Genomic DNA, 19,518 nt, shown 5'->3' on the forward strand with positions numbered 1-19,518 from the left:
CTTTGTCGGATGGTTCGTTTATTGAAAATCCTCAATTTGCAACTAATAAAAAAGTCCGCCGTCAATTAAGAATCAGACAGCGCCGAGTTAACCGCAAAATCAAGGGTTCTAATAATCGCAAAAAAGCCGGGAAAATAGTTGCCAAGCTACATAAAAAGATTGCAGATAAGCGAAATGATCATCAATGGAAAGCAGCCAATAAAGTTGTTAACACCGCTGAGGCAATTGTCCAAGAGGATCTAAATGTTAAGGCTATGAAGTCCCGTTGCCAACCCAAAAAGCAGCAAGGACGATTTATGGCTAATGGTCAATCTGCAAAACGTGGATTAAATCGCTCTATTTCTGATGCCAGTTGGGGTGACTTATTTTCTAAAATCGCTTGGCTGGCATTGAAGTCTGGTAAGCCAGTATTATCCGTTAATCCTAAATTTACTTCTCAAGAATGTTCGGCTTGTCATCATATTAGTAAAGCTAACAGAGATGGCGAAAAGTTCATTTGTGAAAACTGCGGTCATATTGACCATGCTGATACTCAAGCCTCCCGGACAATTTTACGAAGAGCTAATTTAAAATTTGTCAGCAAAGACATTAAAAACCTACCTGCGGACTGCGGGAAAGTTACGCTTGTCAGAGATGATTCTGCCAGTAATGGCAAACAGGATCAGGGCAAGAACCGTACATCTAAGGTAATACCTGAAAAGCGGATATTATTCGAGCAGTTGTCTTTACAATTATTCGATTAAGAATCCCCGCGTCTTTAGACCGGGGAGTGTCAAACTCTCACCTTGTTATTAAATCTTATTACACGCTGACTCAGCACAATTTAGGACGGGTTGGTTTATGGAATCGGTCATTTCTGCATCTATGATTGTGTTGGTAATTCGTACCCGTCAATCTATTTTTCACAGTAAACCCAGTCCATACCTGTTTGGTGCGACAATAGCGATCGCTATCATTACATTAATTATTCCCTATACTCCCCTAGCCTCTGTCCTGGGGTTTCAAGCCTTACCTTTGAGTTTTGTCCTCATTTTAATGGCAATAGTCGCCCTTTACGTCACCGCTGCGGAAATTGTTAAGGGTATTTTTTACAGTCGCATCAAGTTTTAAAAAGATACAGCAGAATTCAATACTGTTCGGTTAAGAGTTTTTGTAGGTTGGGTAGAACGAAGTGAAACCCAACATTATCAGGGTTTTTGTTGGGTTTCCTTACGTCAACCCAACCTACGATATAAGAAAGTTTTAGCCTTAACCGAGTAGTATTGCAGCAGAATTCAGATTAATGAGGCTTTCGTGAGCGTCAGCCATACGGTACAGGAGCTAAATTTAAAGCCAGATATCTAGTCAGTTTTACTCCTGACTCCTGACTCCTTTTAAAGTGCGCCCTGCTGGAATCGAACCAGCCTGAAGACGAATTATGAGTTCGTTGCCTCCCCAATCGGCCAAAGGCGCTTATTTACTTGGATTTTGACCTTGTAATTTCAAGCTTAGTCATTTATTTTATGACTTCACTTCAACCACATTACACCATCGTATCATAATTTGGCAACCTATAAACAATCATCAAGAACAATTCCCGATTTTTCTTCCTTGTAGGACTGTAGGGAGGTAAGTTTTGCTAGAATTGGAAATGCCAAATTCAAAAATCCCCATTAGCATATATAGTAACTAAATCTAAATTTCTATTTCCTAATGAAAATAAATACTACTGTACTACTAACTTTAATTTTGTTAACTCTGATGTTGGGTGCCGGTTCTGCAAGTGGTTTTTTGGGCTTTACCTTGGGGAGTATGGCACTTAAAGGTGTCACTACACCAGATGGTCGTCCTGTGACTAAACTTAACAGCAACAAGGCTAATAACCCCCAGGAGGAAAGTGTAGCTTTCTTAAAAGAAGAAGATATTCTCGAAACCGTGAAATCACGAATTAACGACAAAAAAAAGGGTAATAAACCAGACAAATCAGAAGAAGAAGAGATTAAAGTTACCAAGCCGCAACCAAAGGAAACACCCGTCGTCGAGGAGACTTCTCAACCAGGATTTCCTGTAACGGCTGAAAGTGAAGGTGTTACCATGTCTGTAAAATCTATCCGCTATTCCGGTGGTGATTTACTACTAAAAGTGAATATGCAGAATAAAGGTGGCGAGTCTGTGCGGTTTCTCTATAGCTTTTTAGATATTACTGATGATAAAGGCAGAACTTTGAGTGCAATTACCGAAGGTTTACCCGCAGAACTGCCCGCAAAAGGTGCAGAATTTAAAGGTACAATCAGCATTCCTACCGCTTTACTTGATGATGTCAAGCAGATATCTTTATCTTTAACTGATTATCCGGCTCAAAAACTCAAGTTACAATTGTCTGATATTCCTGTAGAGAAAGATAATTAAGATTCGATTTGGGATTTTCTGCTCCAGTTGTCAAATTCTACACTATCTTAGACAGTGAGTGCTTTTTCTACTTTAAGTTGGACAGATACAGGACTGCGATTGTGTAGCGTGCTAGTGCTAATTGCTATCAATGCCTTTTTTGTGACGGCGGAGTTTTCAATGGTGACGGTGCGACGAACTCGGATTCAACAGTTGGTACAAGCCGGTGATATTCGAGCGATCGCAGTGGAAACATTACAACGTAGTATTGATAGACTACTATCTACAGCCCAACTAGGTATTACCCTTTCTAGTTTGGCGCTAGGTTGGATTGGCGAAAGTACAATTGCTGTATTGGTAGAAAAATGGCTCGATTCCTGGCCGTTAAGTGTGAGAATTAATTACTTACTCGCTCATTCTTTATCAGTCCCCATTGCCTTTTTTGCTATTGCTTACTTACAAATTGTTCTAGGAGAATTGTGTCCAAAATCAGTGGCTATGTTATACTCAGAACACCTAGCTAGATTTTTGGGACCATCTGTTAAATCTATAGTCCGGTTTTTTAGTCCCTTTATCTGGGTTCTTAATCAATCAACCCATTGGCTATTAAGATTGTTTGGGATTGAATACACGGGTCAAAGTTGGCGACCGCCTGTTACCCCGGAAGAGTTACAATTAATTATCTCTACAGAACGAGAATCTACGGGTTTAGAAAATGCTGAACGAGAACTTTTAAATAATGTCTTTGAATTTGGGGATATTACCGCTGAAGATATCATGATTCCTCGCACTAGCATTATTGGTATCCCCATAACTGCGAGTTTTCAAACCTTACTTCAGGAAATAGCCACCACTGGTCACTCTCGCTATCCTATTATTGGTGAATCTTTAGACGATATTCGCGGTATAGTGTACTTTCAAGATTTAGCACAACCTTTGGCGTTAGGAAAAATCACACCAGAAACACAAATCCAGCCTTGGATGCGTCCACCTCGATTTGTACCAGAACCAACGCTTTTAAGTGAACTTTTGCCAATGATGCAGCAAGAGAAGCCCGCTATGGTGATGGTGGTGAATGAATTTGGGGGAACTGTGGGACTGGTAACTATTCAAGATATTATTGCAGAAATTATTGGTCATGCTGGCGGACTTGACAGTACCAATGATTTACTGATTCAAATGGTAGACAAGCAGACATTTTTGGTGCAAGCGCAAATTAATTTAGAAGAAGTTAATCAAATCCTACATCTCAATTTACCTTTAATTAGAGAATATCAAACTTTGGGCGGGTTTTTGCTCTATCAATGCCAAAAAATCCCCAACAAAGGTGAGATATTTCATTATGACAATCTTGAATTTACTGTTATCTCTGTGACTGGTCCGCGTCTTCACCAAATCCAAATTAGAATTTTAGCTTAACCGAAAGATATTATTGGATATTGGTTATAATATAGTATTAAGAATTATGAATATTCTTTGCTAATTAAAAACTACAGAGATGTTCATAATTGATACATTTTTCAGAATTCAGAATGTTTGCGCCAACAGAAAACACAAGAGAAAAATATTCTTCATTTTGACTCGTAGACTCCTGACTGGGCGCAGTCCCTGCGCCCCTACCTCCTAAATTCTTGCATACATTTTAACGGTAGCACTTCCTATGAATAATGATAAAGCAGTGATGAATTGGCAAGAACTCACCGCATCTAATGTAGTGGTGAATACAAACTCCAACTTCTTGGCAGAAATTGTTCAAGAAACTTTTGCTTTAACTCGTCGTCTATTTATTCAACTTCAACGTCGTCCCTCTAGCCTGATAGCTGGGATTATTCAGCCTGTTATGTGGTTAGTTCTGTTTGGGGCTTTATTCCAAAATGCTCCCAAAGGTTTGTTTGGTAGTACGACAAATTACGGACAATTTTTAGCAGCAGGTGTGATAGTATTTACTGCTTTTGCTGGGGCGTTAAATGCCGGCTTACCTGTGATGTTTGATAGAGAATTTGGCTTTTTAAATCGCTTGCTGGTTGCACCTCTAGCTTCCCGCTTTTCAATTGTTTTTGCTTCTGCTATTTTTATTATTAGCCAAAGTTTACTCCAAGCAGCGGTAATTGTGGCAGCAGCGGCATTTTTAGGGGCTGGTTTACCTGATATTACAGGATTATGTGCGATCGCTCTCATTGTCTTTCTCCTAGCTTTAGGTGTCACCGCTATTTCTTTAGGTTTAGCCTTTGCATTACCCGGACACATTGAACTTATCGCCGTGATTTTTGTAACTAACTTACCATTATTATTTGCCAGTACAGCCTTAGCACCCTTATCTTTCATGCCCGGTTGGTTGCAGGTTATCGCCACAGTCAACCCTCTTAGCTATGCAATCGAACCCATTCGCTATTTGTATTTACACAGCAATTGGGGATTAAATGATATCGTTATGCACGCCTTTTGGGGTGATGTTACCTTTGGGGTAGCGTTGTTAGTATTACTCGGTTTTGCAATAGTGGCTTTATTGAGTATTCAACCTCAACTACGCCGCAGTCTTGCTTAAAAATATATAAGGGGAAATTTCATGAAAAGTCCATTTTTACCAGTTCGCAAAATTATTGTTGCCACTATCGCCGGCATGAGTTTCGCTTCTCTGTTAGGAGTATCACCCACCTTAGCTGATCCTAATCAACCTTTTGGGACTTTGGAAAGCGATCGCAATAGCAATACCTTATCTGGTAATGGCTCAGATTTCAACCCCCTCAGTCTCATGCACTCATTGCAAATGAGCAATACCCAATGGAATGCGGAACAACAAAACCAACAGTTAGATCCAGCCATAGCCGCATTTAAGGCAGAACAACAGAAACTTCTTCAACCTCAACTACAACAAAATCCAGGCACTTCTGCCATTATCCCTGGACAAAACCTCTTGCCTTTACAGATTTTACCATCATCAGGTAAATTACCCGTTAAATAGGAAATACTGGGCGCAGACCCTGCGCCCCTACGGAGTTAATGATTAAAGTCCCAGTTTTGCTAAAACATCACTAGCTTGGGTAGTAGTGTTAACAGCAGTATCAACATCAATGATTTTGCCATCACCATCAATGATGTAGGTAACACGCTTGGCGTAACCACCACCATCAACATCATAAGCTGTAATGATGCTTTTGTTGGTATCAACTAATAAAGGGAAATTCAGATTATATTTGGAAGTAAATGCTTGGTGGGCTACTTCATCATCAGCACTCACACCTAAGACGACGATACCTTTACTTGTATAGTCTGACTGAGCATCGCGGAAACTGCAAGCTTGTTTAGTGCAACCTGGTGTGTCATCTTTGGGATAAAAGTAGAGAACCACTGTTTTACCAGCAAAATCAGACAATGAAACTGGATTGCCGTTAGTGTCTGTAGTGGTAAATGCAGGTGCGTCTGTACCAACTGCTAGAGGCATAATTCACCTTATCCTGTTTAAAAAATATTCATGCAATCAAAATTTTACATTGACACTCTCCGGTCTAAAGACGCGGAGATTCTATAGAGAGTTTCAGTCTATATCCCTCAGTTATCCCAGGTTCAGGCATTGCCTTAAATATTTGGGTTCTTGCCCTGATTTCGTTGGACCTGGCGGGCGAAATCATATCTGACAAGCGTAACTTTCCGAGAGTCCCTCGGTAGCTTTTTATGTCTTTAGTGACAATCTAGTTGTATCACGAATATGGATTAAAATCAATGCAGGATTTATCCTGCCTCTAGTACAAAACGGCGTAAATAAACCAACCATTCTAAATCCTCCAAAAGCCTATACTGTCTTCATTTTGACTTTTGACTTTTGACTTTTGACTTCCGCCTTGCGGTACTAGCCTTCATCCCTTGTCTAAAGCCCAAATGTGGCTTCCTGAGTCACCCACATTTTCAAGGGTTTTCGGCGTTCTTCCTTATAATTTACAATATTTAAATAACTTGCTTACCGAATATTCTGCCAAAGAGGTATTTATTTTCAAAGCATTGACAAAAAGCCCAACTTAGAGTAAGAAAAATGCCTACTGTGGATTCCTCAAACCTTAAACCTTTAGTTTATACTAGCAAAGCCCTAGAAAGAGCGGAGCGATCGCTAACCTGTTCCCCCTTTAACTTGAATTTGTTTATAGCCATGACTAGCCAAAGTATCCAACTCGGTGCTATAGCAATGGAGAAAGGAACTCAGCAAAATTACACCAAGCAACCCTTATCAGAATTGACCTGTGAAAACGCTTTAGCCTGGTTAATTGATGTGGGAGTATTGCGGCGAGAAGTTGATGGTCAAGGTATTACAGACAGTTTTCGCCTAACTCCCTTGGGTCATCAATTGATTGTCAAGTTAAAAGATCAGAAATTGCCTAATCCTTCCCTGAGCGATCGCTACAATGATTTTATAACTCGTTGGTTACGTTTACCCTTTTGACCGAAATTAATTGTCCTTACCTCGTTCCTAGCCTCCGGCTAGGAATGCCAACGCTGAGGCTCTGCCTCATGTTAATACTAAAATATAGTTAAAAATGAAATCAATCATGGTAGTGGGAACAACATCCCACGCAGGGAAATCACTCATAACCACAGCTATTTGTCGGATTCTTTCCCGAAGGGGCTGGCGAGTATCTCCCTTTAAAGGTCAAAATATGGCTTTAAACGCCTATGTTACCGCCAGTGGTGGCGAAATAGGCTATGCTCAAGCAGTGCAAGCTTGGGCGGCGGGAATAGCCCCCCTAGTAGAAATGAACCCAATTTTACTAAAACCTCAAGGGGATATGACATCCCAAATTATCCTCAAAGGTAAAGCCATAGGTAAAGTCAGCGCCACAGATTATTACGAACAATATTTTGAGATTGGTTGGCAGACCATCAAAGAATGTCTACAATACCTATCTACAGAGTTTGATGCCCTCGTTTGTGAAGGTGCTGGTAGTCCCGCCGAAATTAATCTAAAACACAAAGACCTCACGAATATGCGGGTGGCAAAACACTTGAATGCACCCACACTTTTAGTAGTTGATATTGATAGAGGTGGAGCATTTGCTCATGTCATTGGCACATTAGAACTATTAGATCCAGACGAACGCGCCTTAATTAAAGGAGTTGTCATTAACAAATTTCGGGGACAGCGCTCAATTCTCGAACCCGGAATTAAATGGTTAGAAGAACGCACAGGGATACCAGTTGTCGGCGTGATTCCCTATTTAGAACAGGTTTTCCCAGCGGAAGACTCCCTAGATTTACTAGAACGCAAACCCGCAAAAGCTAATTCTGAACTAAATATTGCGGTGATTCGTTTACCCAGAATTGCCAATTTCACCGATTTTGACCCCTTGGAATCAGAACCATCAGTCACAGTCAAATACTTACATCCTAAGCAAAGTTTAGGACATCCAGATGCAGTAATTATCCCAGGAACAAAAACCACCATTGCCGATTTAATTACCTTGCAAAAAAGCGGTATGGCGGAAGCAATTCAAAACTATGCGGCTTCTGGTGGCACGGTTTTAGGCATTTGTGGCGGTTTTCAAATGTTGGGACAATCTATAGCTGATCCAGAAGGCATGGAAGGACAAGTTGGTAAATATCCAGGGTTAAGTTTATTACCCATGAAAACAGTAATTACTGGTCAAAAAACTGCCCGTCAGCGTCAAGTTACTTCTAATTATCCCCAAGCGGGTTTACCTGTGACTGGGTTTGAAATTCACCAAGGGCGCTCGCGCATAGAAAACCCAGCAGATCAAAAATCCTGTCAGCCTTTATTCGATGATGCTAATTTAGGGTTAGTAGATAGTTGTCAATCAGTTTGGGGAACTTATCTACATGGAATTTTTGATAATGGTCCTTGGCGACGAGCTTGGGTAAATCGTCTCCGGCAACAACGGGGTTTGAAATCTTTACCCACAGGTGTGGCTAACTACAAAGAACAGCGAGAACAAATGTTAGATTCTTTAGCCACTCAAATTGAAGAACATTTAGATTTAACACCGTTTATATAAATTAAGATGCTTGGCATTTAATTTAAAAACTGAATTATTGCTAATAAGGGGTGATAATACCCCTTTTTTTATCTATATGTGTTTTGTATCCGAGAAATCACGGTTTTATTGATAAGTTAAATCTACTACTATCTTATCGCTATTTAAGCATATCTGGATTAGAATTGGCAAAGATACGGTAGGGGTTTAGCATTGCTAAACCCCTACAACCCACAATGCAATCAGAAACTACACTTCGTTATCAGGTGCGGAATTTAAAAATATGTTAAATAACTCTTTCCTCAGTCAAACCGCGACAACAGTTGTCTTTATTGATGCTTCTGTTTCCGACTATCAAACCCTACAAACAGGAGTTATAGAGGGTGTAGAAACAGTTATTCTTGACCCAAATCAAAACGGAATTGAGGAAATTACGGAATTTTTACAACAACATCCCCAAATAACCACCATTCACATCGTTTCTCACGGTTCTCCAGGATGTTTGTATTTAGGAAATGGTCAACTGAATTTAGATAATATCAGTAAATATGCTGAATTATTGCCGCATTGGCAAAGCGAGAACATTTTACTCTATGGTTGTAATGTCGCTGCGGGGGATGCTGGGGAAGAGTTTATTAGAAAGTTACATGAGATTACCAACGCAACCATTAGCGCGTCCGCAACAAAAACGGGAAATGCAGCTTTAGGGGGAAATTGGGAATTAGAGGTTAATATTCCTGAAAATCATGGGACATCTCTTGTTTTTTATGCAGACACCTTAAACACCTATCAGGGAGTATTTGCACCTACATTAGTAGGAGTGTGGGATCGTTTAAGTGGGGTTGGTGATGTGACGGTGGTAGGAAATTATGCCTACGCTGTGGGAGATGTGCTGGAGATTATTGATATTAGTAATCCTAGTAACCCGATTTTCAAGGGAAGTTACGATATTGATGGTGCAGCTATACAAATAGTAGGTAACTACGCTTATGTGGGAGGTCCTGGCTTGACAATTATTGATCTCAGCAACCCCACTGCTCCCATCCTCAAAAGTTCTTATGTTTATGGTGATTATGCTTATGCTTCGAGCGTACAAGTAGTAGGTAACTACGCCTATGTCTCTGATTCAGGAGGATATGCAGGACTAAAAATCATTGATCTCAGCAATCCTGATGCTCCCACTCTCATAGGAAATTATTATACTGGTTCTGCTGTGGATGTGCAAGTAGTGGGCAACTACGCTTATATCACTGATAGTTATGGCTCTAATAATTTAGGACTAAAAATAATCGATATTAGCAATCCCACAACCCCTACTCTCAAAGGTAAATATGATATTTCTAGCAGGGCTTTTGGCGTACAAGTAGTGGGCAACTACGCTTATGTAGGTTCTGGTGAATCAGGACTACAAATCATCGACATCAGCAATCCCACTGCTCCCATCCTCAAGGGCAATTATGATACTCCTGGATTTGCTCTGGGTGTGCAAGTGGTAGGCAACTACGCCTATGTGGCTGATAATTATTCAGGACTACAAATCATCGACATCAGCAACCCCACAACACCTATCCTGAAGGGAAATTATAGCAGTATTTACTCTACTAATGATGTACAAGTAGTGGGCAACTACGCCTACATGAATGATGGTGCAGGACTGCAAATTATTGATATCAGCACTCCCACAACCCCTGTTCTCAAGAGCAAATATGATACTAGTAGCTATTCTATAGATGTACAAGTAGTAGGAAATTATGCCTATGTCGCTGATTATATGTCAGGACTAAAAATCATTGATATCAGCAATCCTGCTGCTCCCACCATCAAGGGTTATTATGATACTTCTGGCGCGGCTCTTGTTGTGAACGTAGTGGGTAACTATGCCTATATCTATATCGCTGATTATGACAAAGGACTACAAATAATTGACATCAGCAACCCTACTGCTCCCACTCTCAAAGGCAATTATGATACTTCTGGTGCGGCTTATGGTGTGCAAGTAGTTGGTAACTATGCTTATGTCGCTGATGCTGAATCAGGACTACAAATAATCGACATCAGTAACCCCACAACCCCTATCCTTAAGGGCAATTACGATACTTCTGGTAATGCTCAGGGTGTACAAGTAGTGGGCAACTACGCTTATGTAGCTTCTGGTTCTTTAGGACTACAAATAATTGACATCAGCAATCCCACTGCTCCTATCCTCAAAGGTTCTTATAATTATGATCCTGATTATGGATTTGCTGTGGGTGTGCAAGTAGTGGGCAACTACGCCTATGTCAAGGATAATTTTTCAGGACTGAAAATAATCGACATCAGCAATCCCACTGCTCCCACCCTCAAAGGCAATTACAATTCTGAAATGTTTGCTGGGGATGTAGAAGTGGTGGGCAACTACGCTTATTTCACCGATGGATTTAAGCTAAAAATAATCGACATCAGCAATCCCACTGCTCCCACCCTCAAAGATGAATATAGTACACCGGGCATTGGTTATTCTGGTATTCAGGTAGTGGGCAACTACGCCTATATTGCTGCTGGTTCTGATGGCTTAAGGATTATTGATGTGAGTAAGTTTAATAACCAAGCCCCTACTAATCTCACTCTCTCCACCAGTACAGTTGCCGAAAACCAAGCCATTGGTACAGTAGTTGGTAATCTCACCACCACAGACCCAGATACAGCAAACACATTTACCTATAGCTTAGTCACCGGAACAGGTGCAACTGATAATAGTTTATTCACCATTACCAATAATCAACTTACCACCAACTCTGTATTTGACTACGAAACCAAAAACAGTTACAGCGTTCGCGTCCAAACCACAGACCAAGGTGGGTTATCTTTTGAAAAACAATTAACTATTGGAGTCAGCAACGTTAACGAAACCCCTACTAATCTAACTCTTTCTAATACCACAATTGCTGAAAACCAAGCCATTGGTACAGTAGTTGGTAATCTCACCACCACAGACCCAGATACAGCAAACACCTTTACCTATAGTTTAGTATCAGGAACAGGTGCAACTGATAATAGTGTATTTACCATTACCAATAATCAACTCAAAACCAACTCTGTATTTGACTTTGAAGCCAAAAACAGTTATGGCATTAGAGTCAAAACCACAGACCAGGGTGGGTTATCCTTCGAGAAACAACTAACCATTGGAGTCACTGACCTTAACGATAACGAAAGCTTTACCACCACAGCCCAACAAGATATCATAGATGCTGACTATGGAGAAGACACCATCACCAGCACCTTTGCCAATTTACAACAAAACGACACCATCAAAGGTGGTAATGGCACAGATACCCTGATCATCACCGGAGGAACAGTTAATGATCTTATCTCTATAGATGCCAATAACACCACCAATCAATTAGATATTCCAGGGACAACAGTATTCGGGTTTGAACGCTTTGATTTAACTAGCTTTGCAGGTACAGTCAGCTTTTTAGGTACTACTGGTAATGATTGGGTTAAAGGTGGTACAGGAAACGATGATTTAAGTGGTGGAGACGGTAATGACACTCTGAACGGGGGAACAGGTGCAGATTTATTAATCGGCGGTAGTGGCAATGACACTTATGTGGTAGACAATGTGGGAGATGTCATTGCTGAAAGTTTAAATGGTGGAATAGATACAGTTGAATCTTCTATCACTTGGACATTAAAAGCCAACTTAGAAAACCTCACCTTAACTGGTACAGCTTCTATTAACGGTACAGGTAACACCCTCAATAATACCCTCATCGGTAATACTGGCAACAACACTCTTAATGGTGGCGCTGGTGCGGATACCCTCATTGGTGGTATAGGTAACGATTCCTATTATGTGGATAATGTAGCAGATACCATCATAGAAAATATCAATGAAGGAACAGACAGCGTTTCCAGCACTATCAGTTACACTCTAACCGCCAACGTAGAAAACCTGACTCTGACCAGAATAGACGCGATTAACGGTACAGGTAACAGCCTCAATAATAGCATTGCAGGTAATATAGCCGCAAATATTCTCACCGGTGGTGCTGGTAATGATATCCTCAATGGTGGCGCTGGTGCAGATACCCTCATTGGTGGTATAGGTAACGATTCCTATTATGTAGATAATGTAGCAGATACCATCATAGAAAATATCAATGAAGGAATAGATAACGTTTTCAGTGGTGTAACTTACACCCTAACTACCAACCTAGAAAACTTGAACCTGACCGGAATAGACGCAATTAACGGTACAGGTAACAGCCTCAATAATAGTATTACGGGAAATATAGCAGCTAACATTCTCACAGGTGGAGATGGTAATGATTACTTAAATGGAGTAACTGGTGCAGATACCCTCATTGGTGGAATTGGTAATGATAGCCTGTATTTGGGTTTAAACGATAATGTTGTAGATAACGTTAACTACGCTTTTGGTGATGGTACGGATACAATTTACCAATTTGTGCGCGGTGTCGGTGGCGATAAACTGAACTTTACAGGTATTGCCAATTTTGATGTGATTACATTAGGTACTTCTACATTAGTAAGAGTTGGTGATGGGATTGGTGGTAATACTGGTTTTGGTACTGGTCAGTTATTAGTGACCTTATCAGGGACATCTGGATTTACCAGCGCCAATGCGAATATCAACCTCTTTGGTGGTAATTTCTTGTTCAATTAAAACGAACTTTAGCTAGAAGACAGGGAATCAATTCTCTGTCTTCCTGATTTACATCATCAGCCCATGATGTTTCGCTAAAAAACGCAAAAACGCCAACCGAAAAAAAGAGATTTATGGTATTGACAAACAAGTTTTAAAATGTTATCATGAAGGCGATAAGGAAGAACTATCTTGCAATAATAATAAAACGACAAGATCCCCGACTTCTTTAAGAAGTCGGGGATCTGATTGATTCAAAATCAACCCTTATAGCATGGGAACAAACTGAGACTTATCAGGGACTTCCGCGTACTCAGCCACAATTTGCCGAAGTTCGTCGCCATTAATGGTTTCTTTCTCAATCAACAAATCAACCAAACGGTCGGCGAGACTACGATGATCACGCATGATCTTCTTGGCGTTGGTATAGCATTCTTCCACAATCATTCTGACTTGACCATCAATACGACAAGCGATCGCTTCAGAATACTCAGAACGGGTTGTCCAGTCACGACCGAGGAACACTTCACCCTGTTGGCTTTCCAAAGATAAAGGACCCAAATCAGACATCCCAAATCGAGTTACCATTTGTCGTGCCATTCCTGACAACTGCTGTAGATCTCCACCCGCACCGGTGGTGACTTCCGCTGATCCAAAAACTACTTCTTCAGCAGCCCGACCACCCAAAGCCCCGGTAATTCTGGCTTTTAGCTGAGAACGGCTAATTAGACCTTGTTCCTCATTAGGTGTAAACCAAGTTAAACCCTGAGCTTGTCCTCTGGGAATCAGAGTCACTTTTTGCACGGGGTCATGGTCTTTGAGTAAAGTTCCGACCAAAGCGTGGCCGATTTCATGGTAAGCAATCAGACGCTTACTTTTGCTGTCTATCAAGGGAGTACCTTCCATACCAGCAACTACCCGATCAACAGCATCATCAATTTCTAGTAGAGTGATGCCTTCTTTGCGTCTTCTCGCTGTGAGAATCGCCGCTTCGTTGAGGAGGTTAGCTAAATCTGCACCGGTAAATCCAGGAGTCCGCCGAGCGATCGCGTCTAAAGATACGCTAGAGTCTAACTTCTTATTTCTAGCATGAACTTGTAGTACTTCCAAACGACCTTTCATGTCTGGTGCATCTACAGTTACTTGTCTATCAAAACGACCAGGACGCAACAAAGCAGCATCTAGGACATCAGGACGGTTAGTAGCAGCAATAATAATAATGCCAGTATTGCCTTCAAACCCATCCATTTCTGTTAATAATTGGTTGAGGGTTTGTTCCCGTTCATCATTCCCACCACCAATACCCGCACCCCGTTGACGACCCACAGCGTCAATTTCATCAATAAAGATGATACAGGGAGCATTATCTTTGGCTTTTTTAAACAAGTCACGGACACGGGAAGCACCCACACCCACAAACATTTCCACAAATTCCGAACCGGAGATAGAGAAGAAAGGTACACCAGCTTCACCAGCGATCGCTTTTGCCAGTAAAGTTTTACCAGTTCCTGGAGGTCCGACCAATAGTACACCCTTGGGAATGCGAGCGCCCACAGCAGTAAATTTCTCAGGTTGCTTGAGGAAGGTAACAACTTCTTGTAATTCTTCCTTCGCTTCTTCAATTCCCGCTACGTCGTCAAACTTCACCCCAGTTTTCGCTTCCATTTGGAAACGAGCGCGGGATTTACCGAAATTCATCGCTTGTCCAGGACCACCGGGAAGATTATTAGAGCGCCGGAACAAAAAGAACAAGCCAGTAATCAATAAAACAGGGAAAACTAAATTACCCAAAAGTCCCCAGATTGCCCCATCATTTCGCATCGGATGAGCATCAAAACTAACTTGCTTCTCCCGCAGCTTTTGGATTAATTCTGGGGCATTCACAGGCAAATCTACCCGCCAGCGTTGGGTGCGGTTTTCGATGTCTTGGTCATTAGCTTCAATAATTGCTGTTCTACCACCATCGTATAGGTCTACATTGGTGACACGATCTGCATCCAAATATTCCAAAAAGCGCCCATAGGTCATGCGGGTGCTGGCAGCGTTTTTACCTGTCTCCGCAGGAGCGCCTGCAAAAGCGCCTTGCCAGAAGAAAAAGCCGATTACCAAAGCCAACACTGACCAGAGTGCTACGACTCTCCAAGAGAATTTCATCTTTAATTTGCCTCTAGATACTAATATGACTGCTTTTGTAACGGATGTTCATAAATCCATTTTGTAATTTGAGCCATAAAACGTCGGTTTGCTTATGGCCGATTCATGAAGTTTGTCTAGAATCTTAATTAAATTTAACCTAATTCTCATACTAATACCAATTAAAAATTAAAAATTAAAAGTTAAATATTCCCAAAATCTGACACAGTAAGGATTTGGGGCTAATTTATATTTTGCTATCCCTAATACTAATTTTATGCTGGACTGCAAAGGACTACCAAATTCATTTATATTATTCATGCTTTAAAGCTCAATACAATGCAAGAGTTACGGAGAATGAAATACAAAGAAACGAAGAAGCGAAGGTAAGATTTTTAGGGAACACCAAAAAATAAATTACCCAATTTTGTGGGATGGGTATCCTGCCCGTCCTTGATGATTAGCGGGCAATTCGTCCCGCACCACAAGAAATTTTTGGGTATTTTTTTAATTGGAAGTCCCTTAGAGAGATTTTTCCTGATGGGCGATAGTGTAGCATATTAATTCTGTGTATTTTTGGAGGGATTGTCCGAAAAATTATTGGTGTTACCGTAGTTTACACAGAAAACATCTGTTCCAGGCACTTTCTTATAAAAATATGGCGATACATTTTGTGCATGAAGTTTTATGGGATAAGGGATTCAGAATTAACACCCTAGTGATAGTGTCATCGCTGATCTTGTAACTAAGTAGGTTGGCGTTAAAAATTCTCGTTATGACAAGGGAACAGGGAAGAGGTTTTGGGCAACTTTACTTTTCGTTACATATTTCGGTTTTTTCCATTCACCTACTTAATCATCGTTTAAAATATAGTAGACTTCTTGTGGAAATTGCTATGAAAGCAGAGTTAACAGCCATCATTGAGAGAGCAGCGGAAGGAGGATACTGGGCAATTTGTCCAGAAATTTCTGGTGCTAATGGTCAAGGTGAAACCATTGAGGAAGCGAAAGAAAACTTGAAACTTGCCATTCAATTGATTATTGAAGATCGTATGGCAGATATCCGCAGGGGAATCACAGAAGATGCGATAGAAGAAACTATTTTAATTCCATGAAACGTAAAGAATTAGAAAAAAAGTTAAGACAAGCAGGTTGTTACCTAAAACGAGAAGGTGGTTCTCATTCTTTATGGATTAATCCTCAAACAGGTGTCATTGAGGCTGTACCAAGACATACAGAAATTAAGGAATTTTTAGCCCAGAAAATTCTTAAAAACTTAAATGCCGAATAAGTAGGTGAACACAATAAAACCAATTTGTGTAAAGAAAAGTAAAATCGCCCAAAACCTCTTCACTCTGTTCAACCTTCTTCCATGATTGGATTAGGTTGGTTAGCTATAATGCTGGGATACAGACTGGAAACATCAATTTTAGCAATGTGTTTGTGAAAACTTAGTACAGAAATTACCAATTTTTAACGCCAACCTACTTAGACATCTCCGAAAAATATTGTAGAGCCGAGAATCCCTAGCCAGGTAACATCTCTACAAGGGTTTCAAGTCACGCACATTTAATTCTCACAAGATGTCTAATGATTTACTTGCCTTCCGTAATTTTCAATGTATAAGGTAGGGATTCATCTTCCTTGTAAGAACCAATCCAAATTTGATAAGTACCCGGTAGCCATTCCCCAACAATACCGGGGTTTTTACCGTTAAAGTCATCATTGCACCAAGTTCCACCAGGTCCTTTAATAATCATGGTGGTGTCCGCCGGACTTTCGACTACTAATTTCAGATAGTCAAATTTACTGGTAAGTTTCAAGGTATGGTCTGGTACTTCATCCATAAATCCTTGACAAGGGCCAGTTGGTGGTGTTTCTGCTTTTCCTGCTATTTTGCTTCCTGGTACTGAACCACCACTCATTCCCCTCACTGTCAAAGGGTCTGGAGAAAATGGATGTTGAATAGTCACATCTCCAAAAATCGGCGCGGCTGTTTGAGCATTAGCAACTGGATTAAACCCGGCTGTAACGCAGAGTACAACTATGATTCCTGTAGGAAAAGCTGTTTTTGACATTGCAATTATAGAAGAGTGCTAAATACCTTTGAAGACATGAATTTACGGTCTCAAGTTCCTTTAGATAAAAGACTTGAGTACCGCTGGGAGAATTTAAAATTCCAGAAAATTCTGACCCAATACCCGGTAATTAATTATTGCTAATTGCTTGATTTAAGCGGGATTTATCTAAACCAATCTGATTAAGTAGTAACCAAGACTGAATTAAATCTGGTCCATGTACATCCCCAGTTAATGCGGCTCTGAGCGATCGCATCACTAAGCCTTTTTTCACATTTTCCGATTTCACAACTTGCTTAATTATACTTTGGGCAATATCTGCTGATAACTCTGGCTGACTTTCTAAAGCTGTAATAATTGCTTGTAGCACAGTCTTGACACCCTCCTGCTGTAATTGTTGACTGCCTTCCTCAGTCAATTCTACCCCCTCAGTAAAAAATCCCTTGGTCATGTCCACAGCATCCACCAACCGAGTCAAACTAGCAGCAATTAACCCCACTAGCTGCTCTAACCAAGTCCGTTCTCTCCCACCATTAAATTGAAACCCAGCTTTTGACCAGAAGGGAATAACTAAATCTGTCAGCTTATCAACTGGCATATTATGGAGATATTGGCTATTTAACCAATCCAACTTATCCCAGTCAAATTTAGCACCAGCTTTATTTACCCGCTCAAAGCCAAAATCCTTAGCTGCTGATTCTAAATTGAAAATTTCTTGAGTAGAATCCGCTGGCGACCAGCCTAGCAAAGTCATATAATTGACTAAACCTTCCGCAGTAAATCCCATTTCCTGAAAGTCACAAATGGAAGTTACTCCATCTCGTTTCGATAGTTTGCGCCCTTCCTGATTTAAAATTAAAGGCGTATGGGCAAATTCGGGAATTTTTGCCCCTAAAGCTTCATACAACAAAATCTGTTTAGCAGTATTGGCGATATGGTCTTCACCACGAATGACATGAGTAATCTGCATATCAATGTCATCCACAACCACCACAAAATTATATAGTGGTTGACCAGTACCATCAGTAGCAGCGCGAGCAATCACCATATCACCACCCAAATCGCTACCCCGCCAACTCATTTTCCCCCGGACTAAATCATTCCAGACAATTTCTCGGCTATCATCTATTTGGAAACGAATTACCGAAGAACGTCCTTGAGCTTCAAATTCAGCCCTTTGTTCTGGGGTGAGGTGACGGTGACGGTTATCATAGCGGGGTGCTTCTCCTCTGGCTTTTTGCCCTTCTCTCAAAGCGTCTAATTCTTCAGATGTGGTGTAGCAGCGGTAAGCCAATCCTTGATCTAGTAATTTTTGCACCGCTTCTTTGTAAAGATGGAGGCGTTGAGATTGGAAAAATGGACCTTCATCCCAATTCAATCCTAACCAGCGAAGTCCATCCAGAATATTATCTGTGTATTCTGGACGCGATCGCTCTAAATCAGTATCTTCGATTCTTAAAATAAACTTGCCATCATGGTGACGAGCAAACAAATAATTAAATACAGCCGTTCTCGCTGTACCAATATGTAGATTTCCGGTAGGACTCGGAGCTATGCGAACTCTGACAGTCACAGTTAATTCTCTCTTTTACAAATCATGATTACACATACTGAAATTAGAGCCTATGAGTTTCCCTTATCAACTTTTTGTCTCATATTCAGTATATTAGAACGGGACTGACGGGGCTCGAACCCGCAACTTCCGCCGTGACAGGGCGGTGCTCTAACCAATTGAACTACAGTCCCTTGCGTTTTGCTTAACTTGCACTCTCACTATTATGCCCAGTCTTTTTATATTTGTCAAGTAGTTTGAGAAAAGATTTTTTTAGAGGCAATTAAAGGTAAATTAAGAGAACTCCACAAAAAGAAATGCCCAATGTCATTCTGTTCGCGCAGCGTGCCAGAGGCATGACGAAACGAAGTGTAGTGAAGAATCTCAAAAGATGCTTCGTTTCGCTATGGCTAACGCCACGCTCCGCGAACGCTACACTCAGCATGACAAAACAGGATCATTTATTTTGTTGCTTACTCTTAAGTAATTGGACAAAAATATTTACAGTCATTGCGAGGGAAGGGAAGCAATCACAACCATTGGAATTGCTTCATTTCACTTCGTTACATATGGCTACCGCAACGCTTACGCAATGACATTGTGTAATTAATTTTGTCTCACTACTTATAGATACTTCCAATTAAAAAAATACCCAAAAATTTCTTGTGGTGCGGGACGAAAAGCCCGCTAATAATACAAGAACGGGCAAGATGCCCATACCACAAGATTGGATAGCGAGGCGCTGCTGCAAGCAGTTCAT

At 40.8% G+C, this 19,518-nt stretch carries 15 protein-coding genes and 2 tRNA genes; 11 read left to right on the plus strand and 6 right to left on the minus strand.

Going from position 1 to position 19,518, the window contains the following annotated elements:
- Nucleotides 1-743, plus strand: a 743-nt coding sequence (locus IQ228_RS02220) for an RNA-guided endonuclease TnpB family protein (protein WP_193962070.1), incomplete at its 5' end; no start/stop codon positions are given.
- Between the two features lie 52 nt (nt 744-795).
- Nucleotides 796-1,110, plus strand: coding sequence for a cation transporting ATPase C-terminal domain-containing protein (locus IQ228_RS02225; RefSeq protein ID WP_370566797.1), 315 nt, complete (start codon nt 796-798; stop codon nt 1,108-1,110).
- A 269-nt stretch (nt 1,111-1,379) separates the two neighbouring features.
- On the opposite strand, the gene IQ228_RS02230 is transcribed toward IQ228_RS02225, so the two are convergent.
- Nucleotides 1,380-1,452, minus strand: a tRNA-Ile gene (locus tag IQ228_RS02230).
- A gap of 240 nt (nt 1,453-1,692) precedes the next feature.
- On the opposite strand from IQ228_RS02230, the gene IQ228_RS02235 reads away from it, so the two are divergent.
- From IQ228_RS02235 to IQ228_RS02250, 4 genes are all read left to right on the plus strand, one after another.
- The gene (locus tag IQ228_RS02235) at nt 1,693-2,388 is read left to right on the plus strand and encodes a hypothetical protein (RefSeq protein WP_027401905.1); all 696 of its coding nucleotides are present in this window, start codon (nt 1,693-1,695) and stop codon (nt 2,386-2,388) included.
- A 54-nt stretch (nt 2,389-2,442) separates the two neighbouring features.
- Complete coding sequence (locus tag IQ228_RS02240; protein WP_027401904.1) at nt 2,443-3,786, plus strand: hemolysin family protein; 1,344 nt, start codon at nt 2,443-2,445, stop codon at nt 3,784-3,786.
- 241 nt (nt 3,787-4,027) lie between these two features.
- On the plus strand, nt 4,028-4,912 hold the full coding sequence (locus tag IQ228_RS02245; protein WP_027401903.1) for an ABC transporter permease: 885 nt from the start codon (nt 4,028-4,030) through the stop codon (nt 4,910-4,912).
- A gap of 21 nt (nt 4,913-4,933) precedes the next feature.
- A complete protein-coding gene (locus IQ228_RS02250) occupies nt 4,934-5,329 on the plus strand; it encodes a hypothetical protein (protein ID WP_027401902.1) in 396 nt (131 codons plus the stop codon).
- 42 nt (nt 5,330-5,371) lie between these two features.
- On the opposite strand, the gene IQ228_RS02255 is transcribed toward IQ228_RS02250, so the two are convergent.
- Nucleotides 5,372-5,809 (minus strand): peroxiredoxin, encoded by a 438-nt coding sequence (locus tag IQ228_RS02255; RefSeq protein ID WP_027401901.1) that lies wholly within the window; start codon nt 5,807-5,809, stop codon nt 5,372-5,374.
- A gap of 585 nt (nt 5,810-6,394) precedes the next feature.
- Between IQ228_RS02255 and IQ228_RS02260 the strand changes: the two genes are divergently transcribed.
- The 3 genes from IQ228_RS02260 to IQ228_RS02290 all read left to right on the plus strand — a co-directional run bounded on the left by IQ228_RS02260 (nt 6,395) and on the right by IQ228_RS02290 (nt 13,017).
- Nucleotides 6,395-6,799, plus strand: a complete 405-nt coding sequence (locus IQ228_RS02260) for an Npun_F0494 family protein (protein WP_027401900.1) — start codon at nt 6,395-6,397, stop codon at nt 6,797-6,799.
- Nucleotides 6,800-6,893: 94 nt separating this feature from the next.
- Nucleotides 6,894-8,366 carry a cobyric acid synthase CobQ gene (gene cobQ / locus IQ228_RS02265; protein ID WP_027401899.1) on the plus strand — a complete coding sequence of 491 codons (1,473 nt, stop codon included), beginning with the start codon at nt 6,894-6,896 and terminating at the stop codon, nt 8,364-8,366.
- A gap of 262 nt (nt 8,367-8,628) precedes the next feature.
- A complete protein-coding gene (locus tag IQ228_RS02290; protein WP_228043638.1) occupies nt 8,629-13,017 on the plus strand; it encodes a DUF4347 domain-containing protein in 4,389 nt (1,462 codons plus the stop codon).
- 246 nt (nt 13,018-13,263) lie between these two features.
- Here the strand turns inward: IQ228_RS02290 and ftsH2 are convergent, their stop codons facing one another.
- Nucleotides 13,264-15,150 (minus strand): ATP-dependent zinc metalloprotease FtsH2, encoded by a 1,887-nt coding sequence (gene ftsH2 / locus IQ228_RS02295; protein ID WP_027401898.1) that lies wholly within the window; start codon nt 15,148-15,150, stop codon nt 13,264-13,266.
- A gap of 754 nt (nt 15,151-15,904) precedes the next feature.
- Between ftsH2 and IQ228_RS26355 the strand changes: the two genes are divergently transcribed.
- Together IQ228_RS26355 and IQ228_RS02305 are read left to right on the plus strand one after the other, a co-directional pair.
- A complete protein-coding gene (locus IQ228_RS26355) occupies nt 15,905-16,243 on the plus strand; it encodes a type II toxin-antitoxin system HicB family antitoxin (RefSeq protein WP_228043639.1) in 339 nt (112 codons plus the stop codon).
- Nucleotides 16,240-16,419 (plus strand): type II toxin-antitoxin system HicA family toxin, encoded by a 180-nt coding sequence (locus tag IQ228_RS02305; RefSeq protein WP_039204393.1) that lies wholly within the window; start codon nt 16,240-16,242, stop codon nt 16,417-16,419. The genes IQ228_RS26355 and IQ228_RS02305 overlap by 4 nt, the downstream gene beginning before the upstream one ends.
- 304 nt (nt 16,420-16,723) lie before the next feature.
- Here IQ228_RS02305 and IQ228_RS02310 read toward each other — a convergent pair whose 3' ends face one another.
- The 3 genes from IQ228_RS02310 to IQ228_RS02320 form a co-directional block, all read right to left on the minus strand.
- The gene (locus IQ228_RS02310) at nt 16,724-17,206 is read right to left on the minus strand and encodes a hypothetical protein (protein WP_193962072.1); all 483 of its coding nucleotides are present in this window, start codon (nt 17,204-17,206) and stop codon (nt 16,724-16,726) included.
- Between the two features lie 130 nt (nt 17,207-17,336).
- Nucleotides 17,337-18,779 carry a glutamate--tRNA ligase gene (gene gltX / locus IQ228_RS02315; RefSeq protein ID WP_193962073.1) on the minus strand — a complete coding sequence of 481 codons (1,443 nt, stop codon included), beginning with the start codon at nt 18,777-18,779 and terminating at the stop codon, nt 17,337-17,339.
- A 99-nt stretch (nt 18,780-18,878) separates the two neighbouring features.
- A tRNA-Asp gene (locus IQ228_RS02320) sits at nt 18,879-18,952 on the minus strand.
- Between the last annotated feature and the right edge of the window lie 566 nt (nt 18,953-19,518).

This window comes from Dolichospermum sp. LEGE 00246, from assembly GCF_015207865.1.
GTDB lineage: Bacteria > Cyanobacteriota > Cyanobacteriia > Cyanobacteriales > Nostocaceae > Dolichospermum > Dolichospermum heterosporum.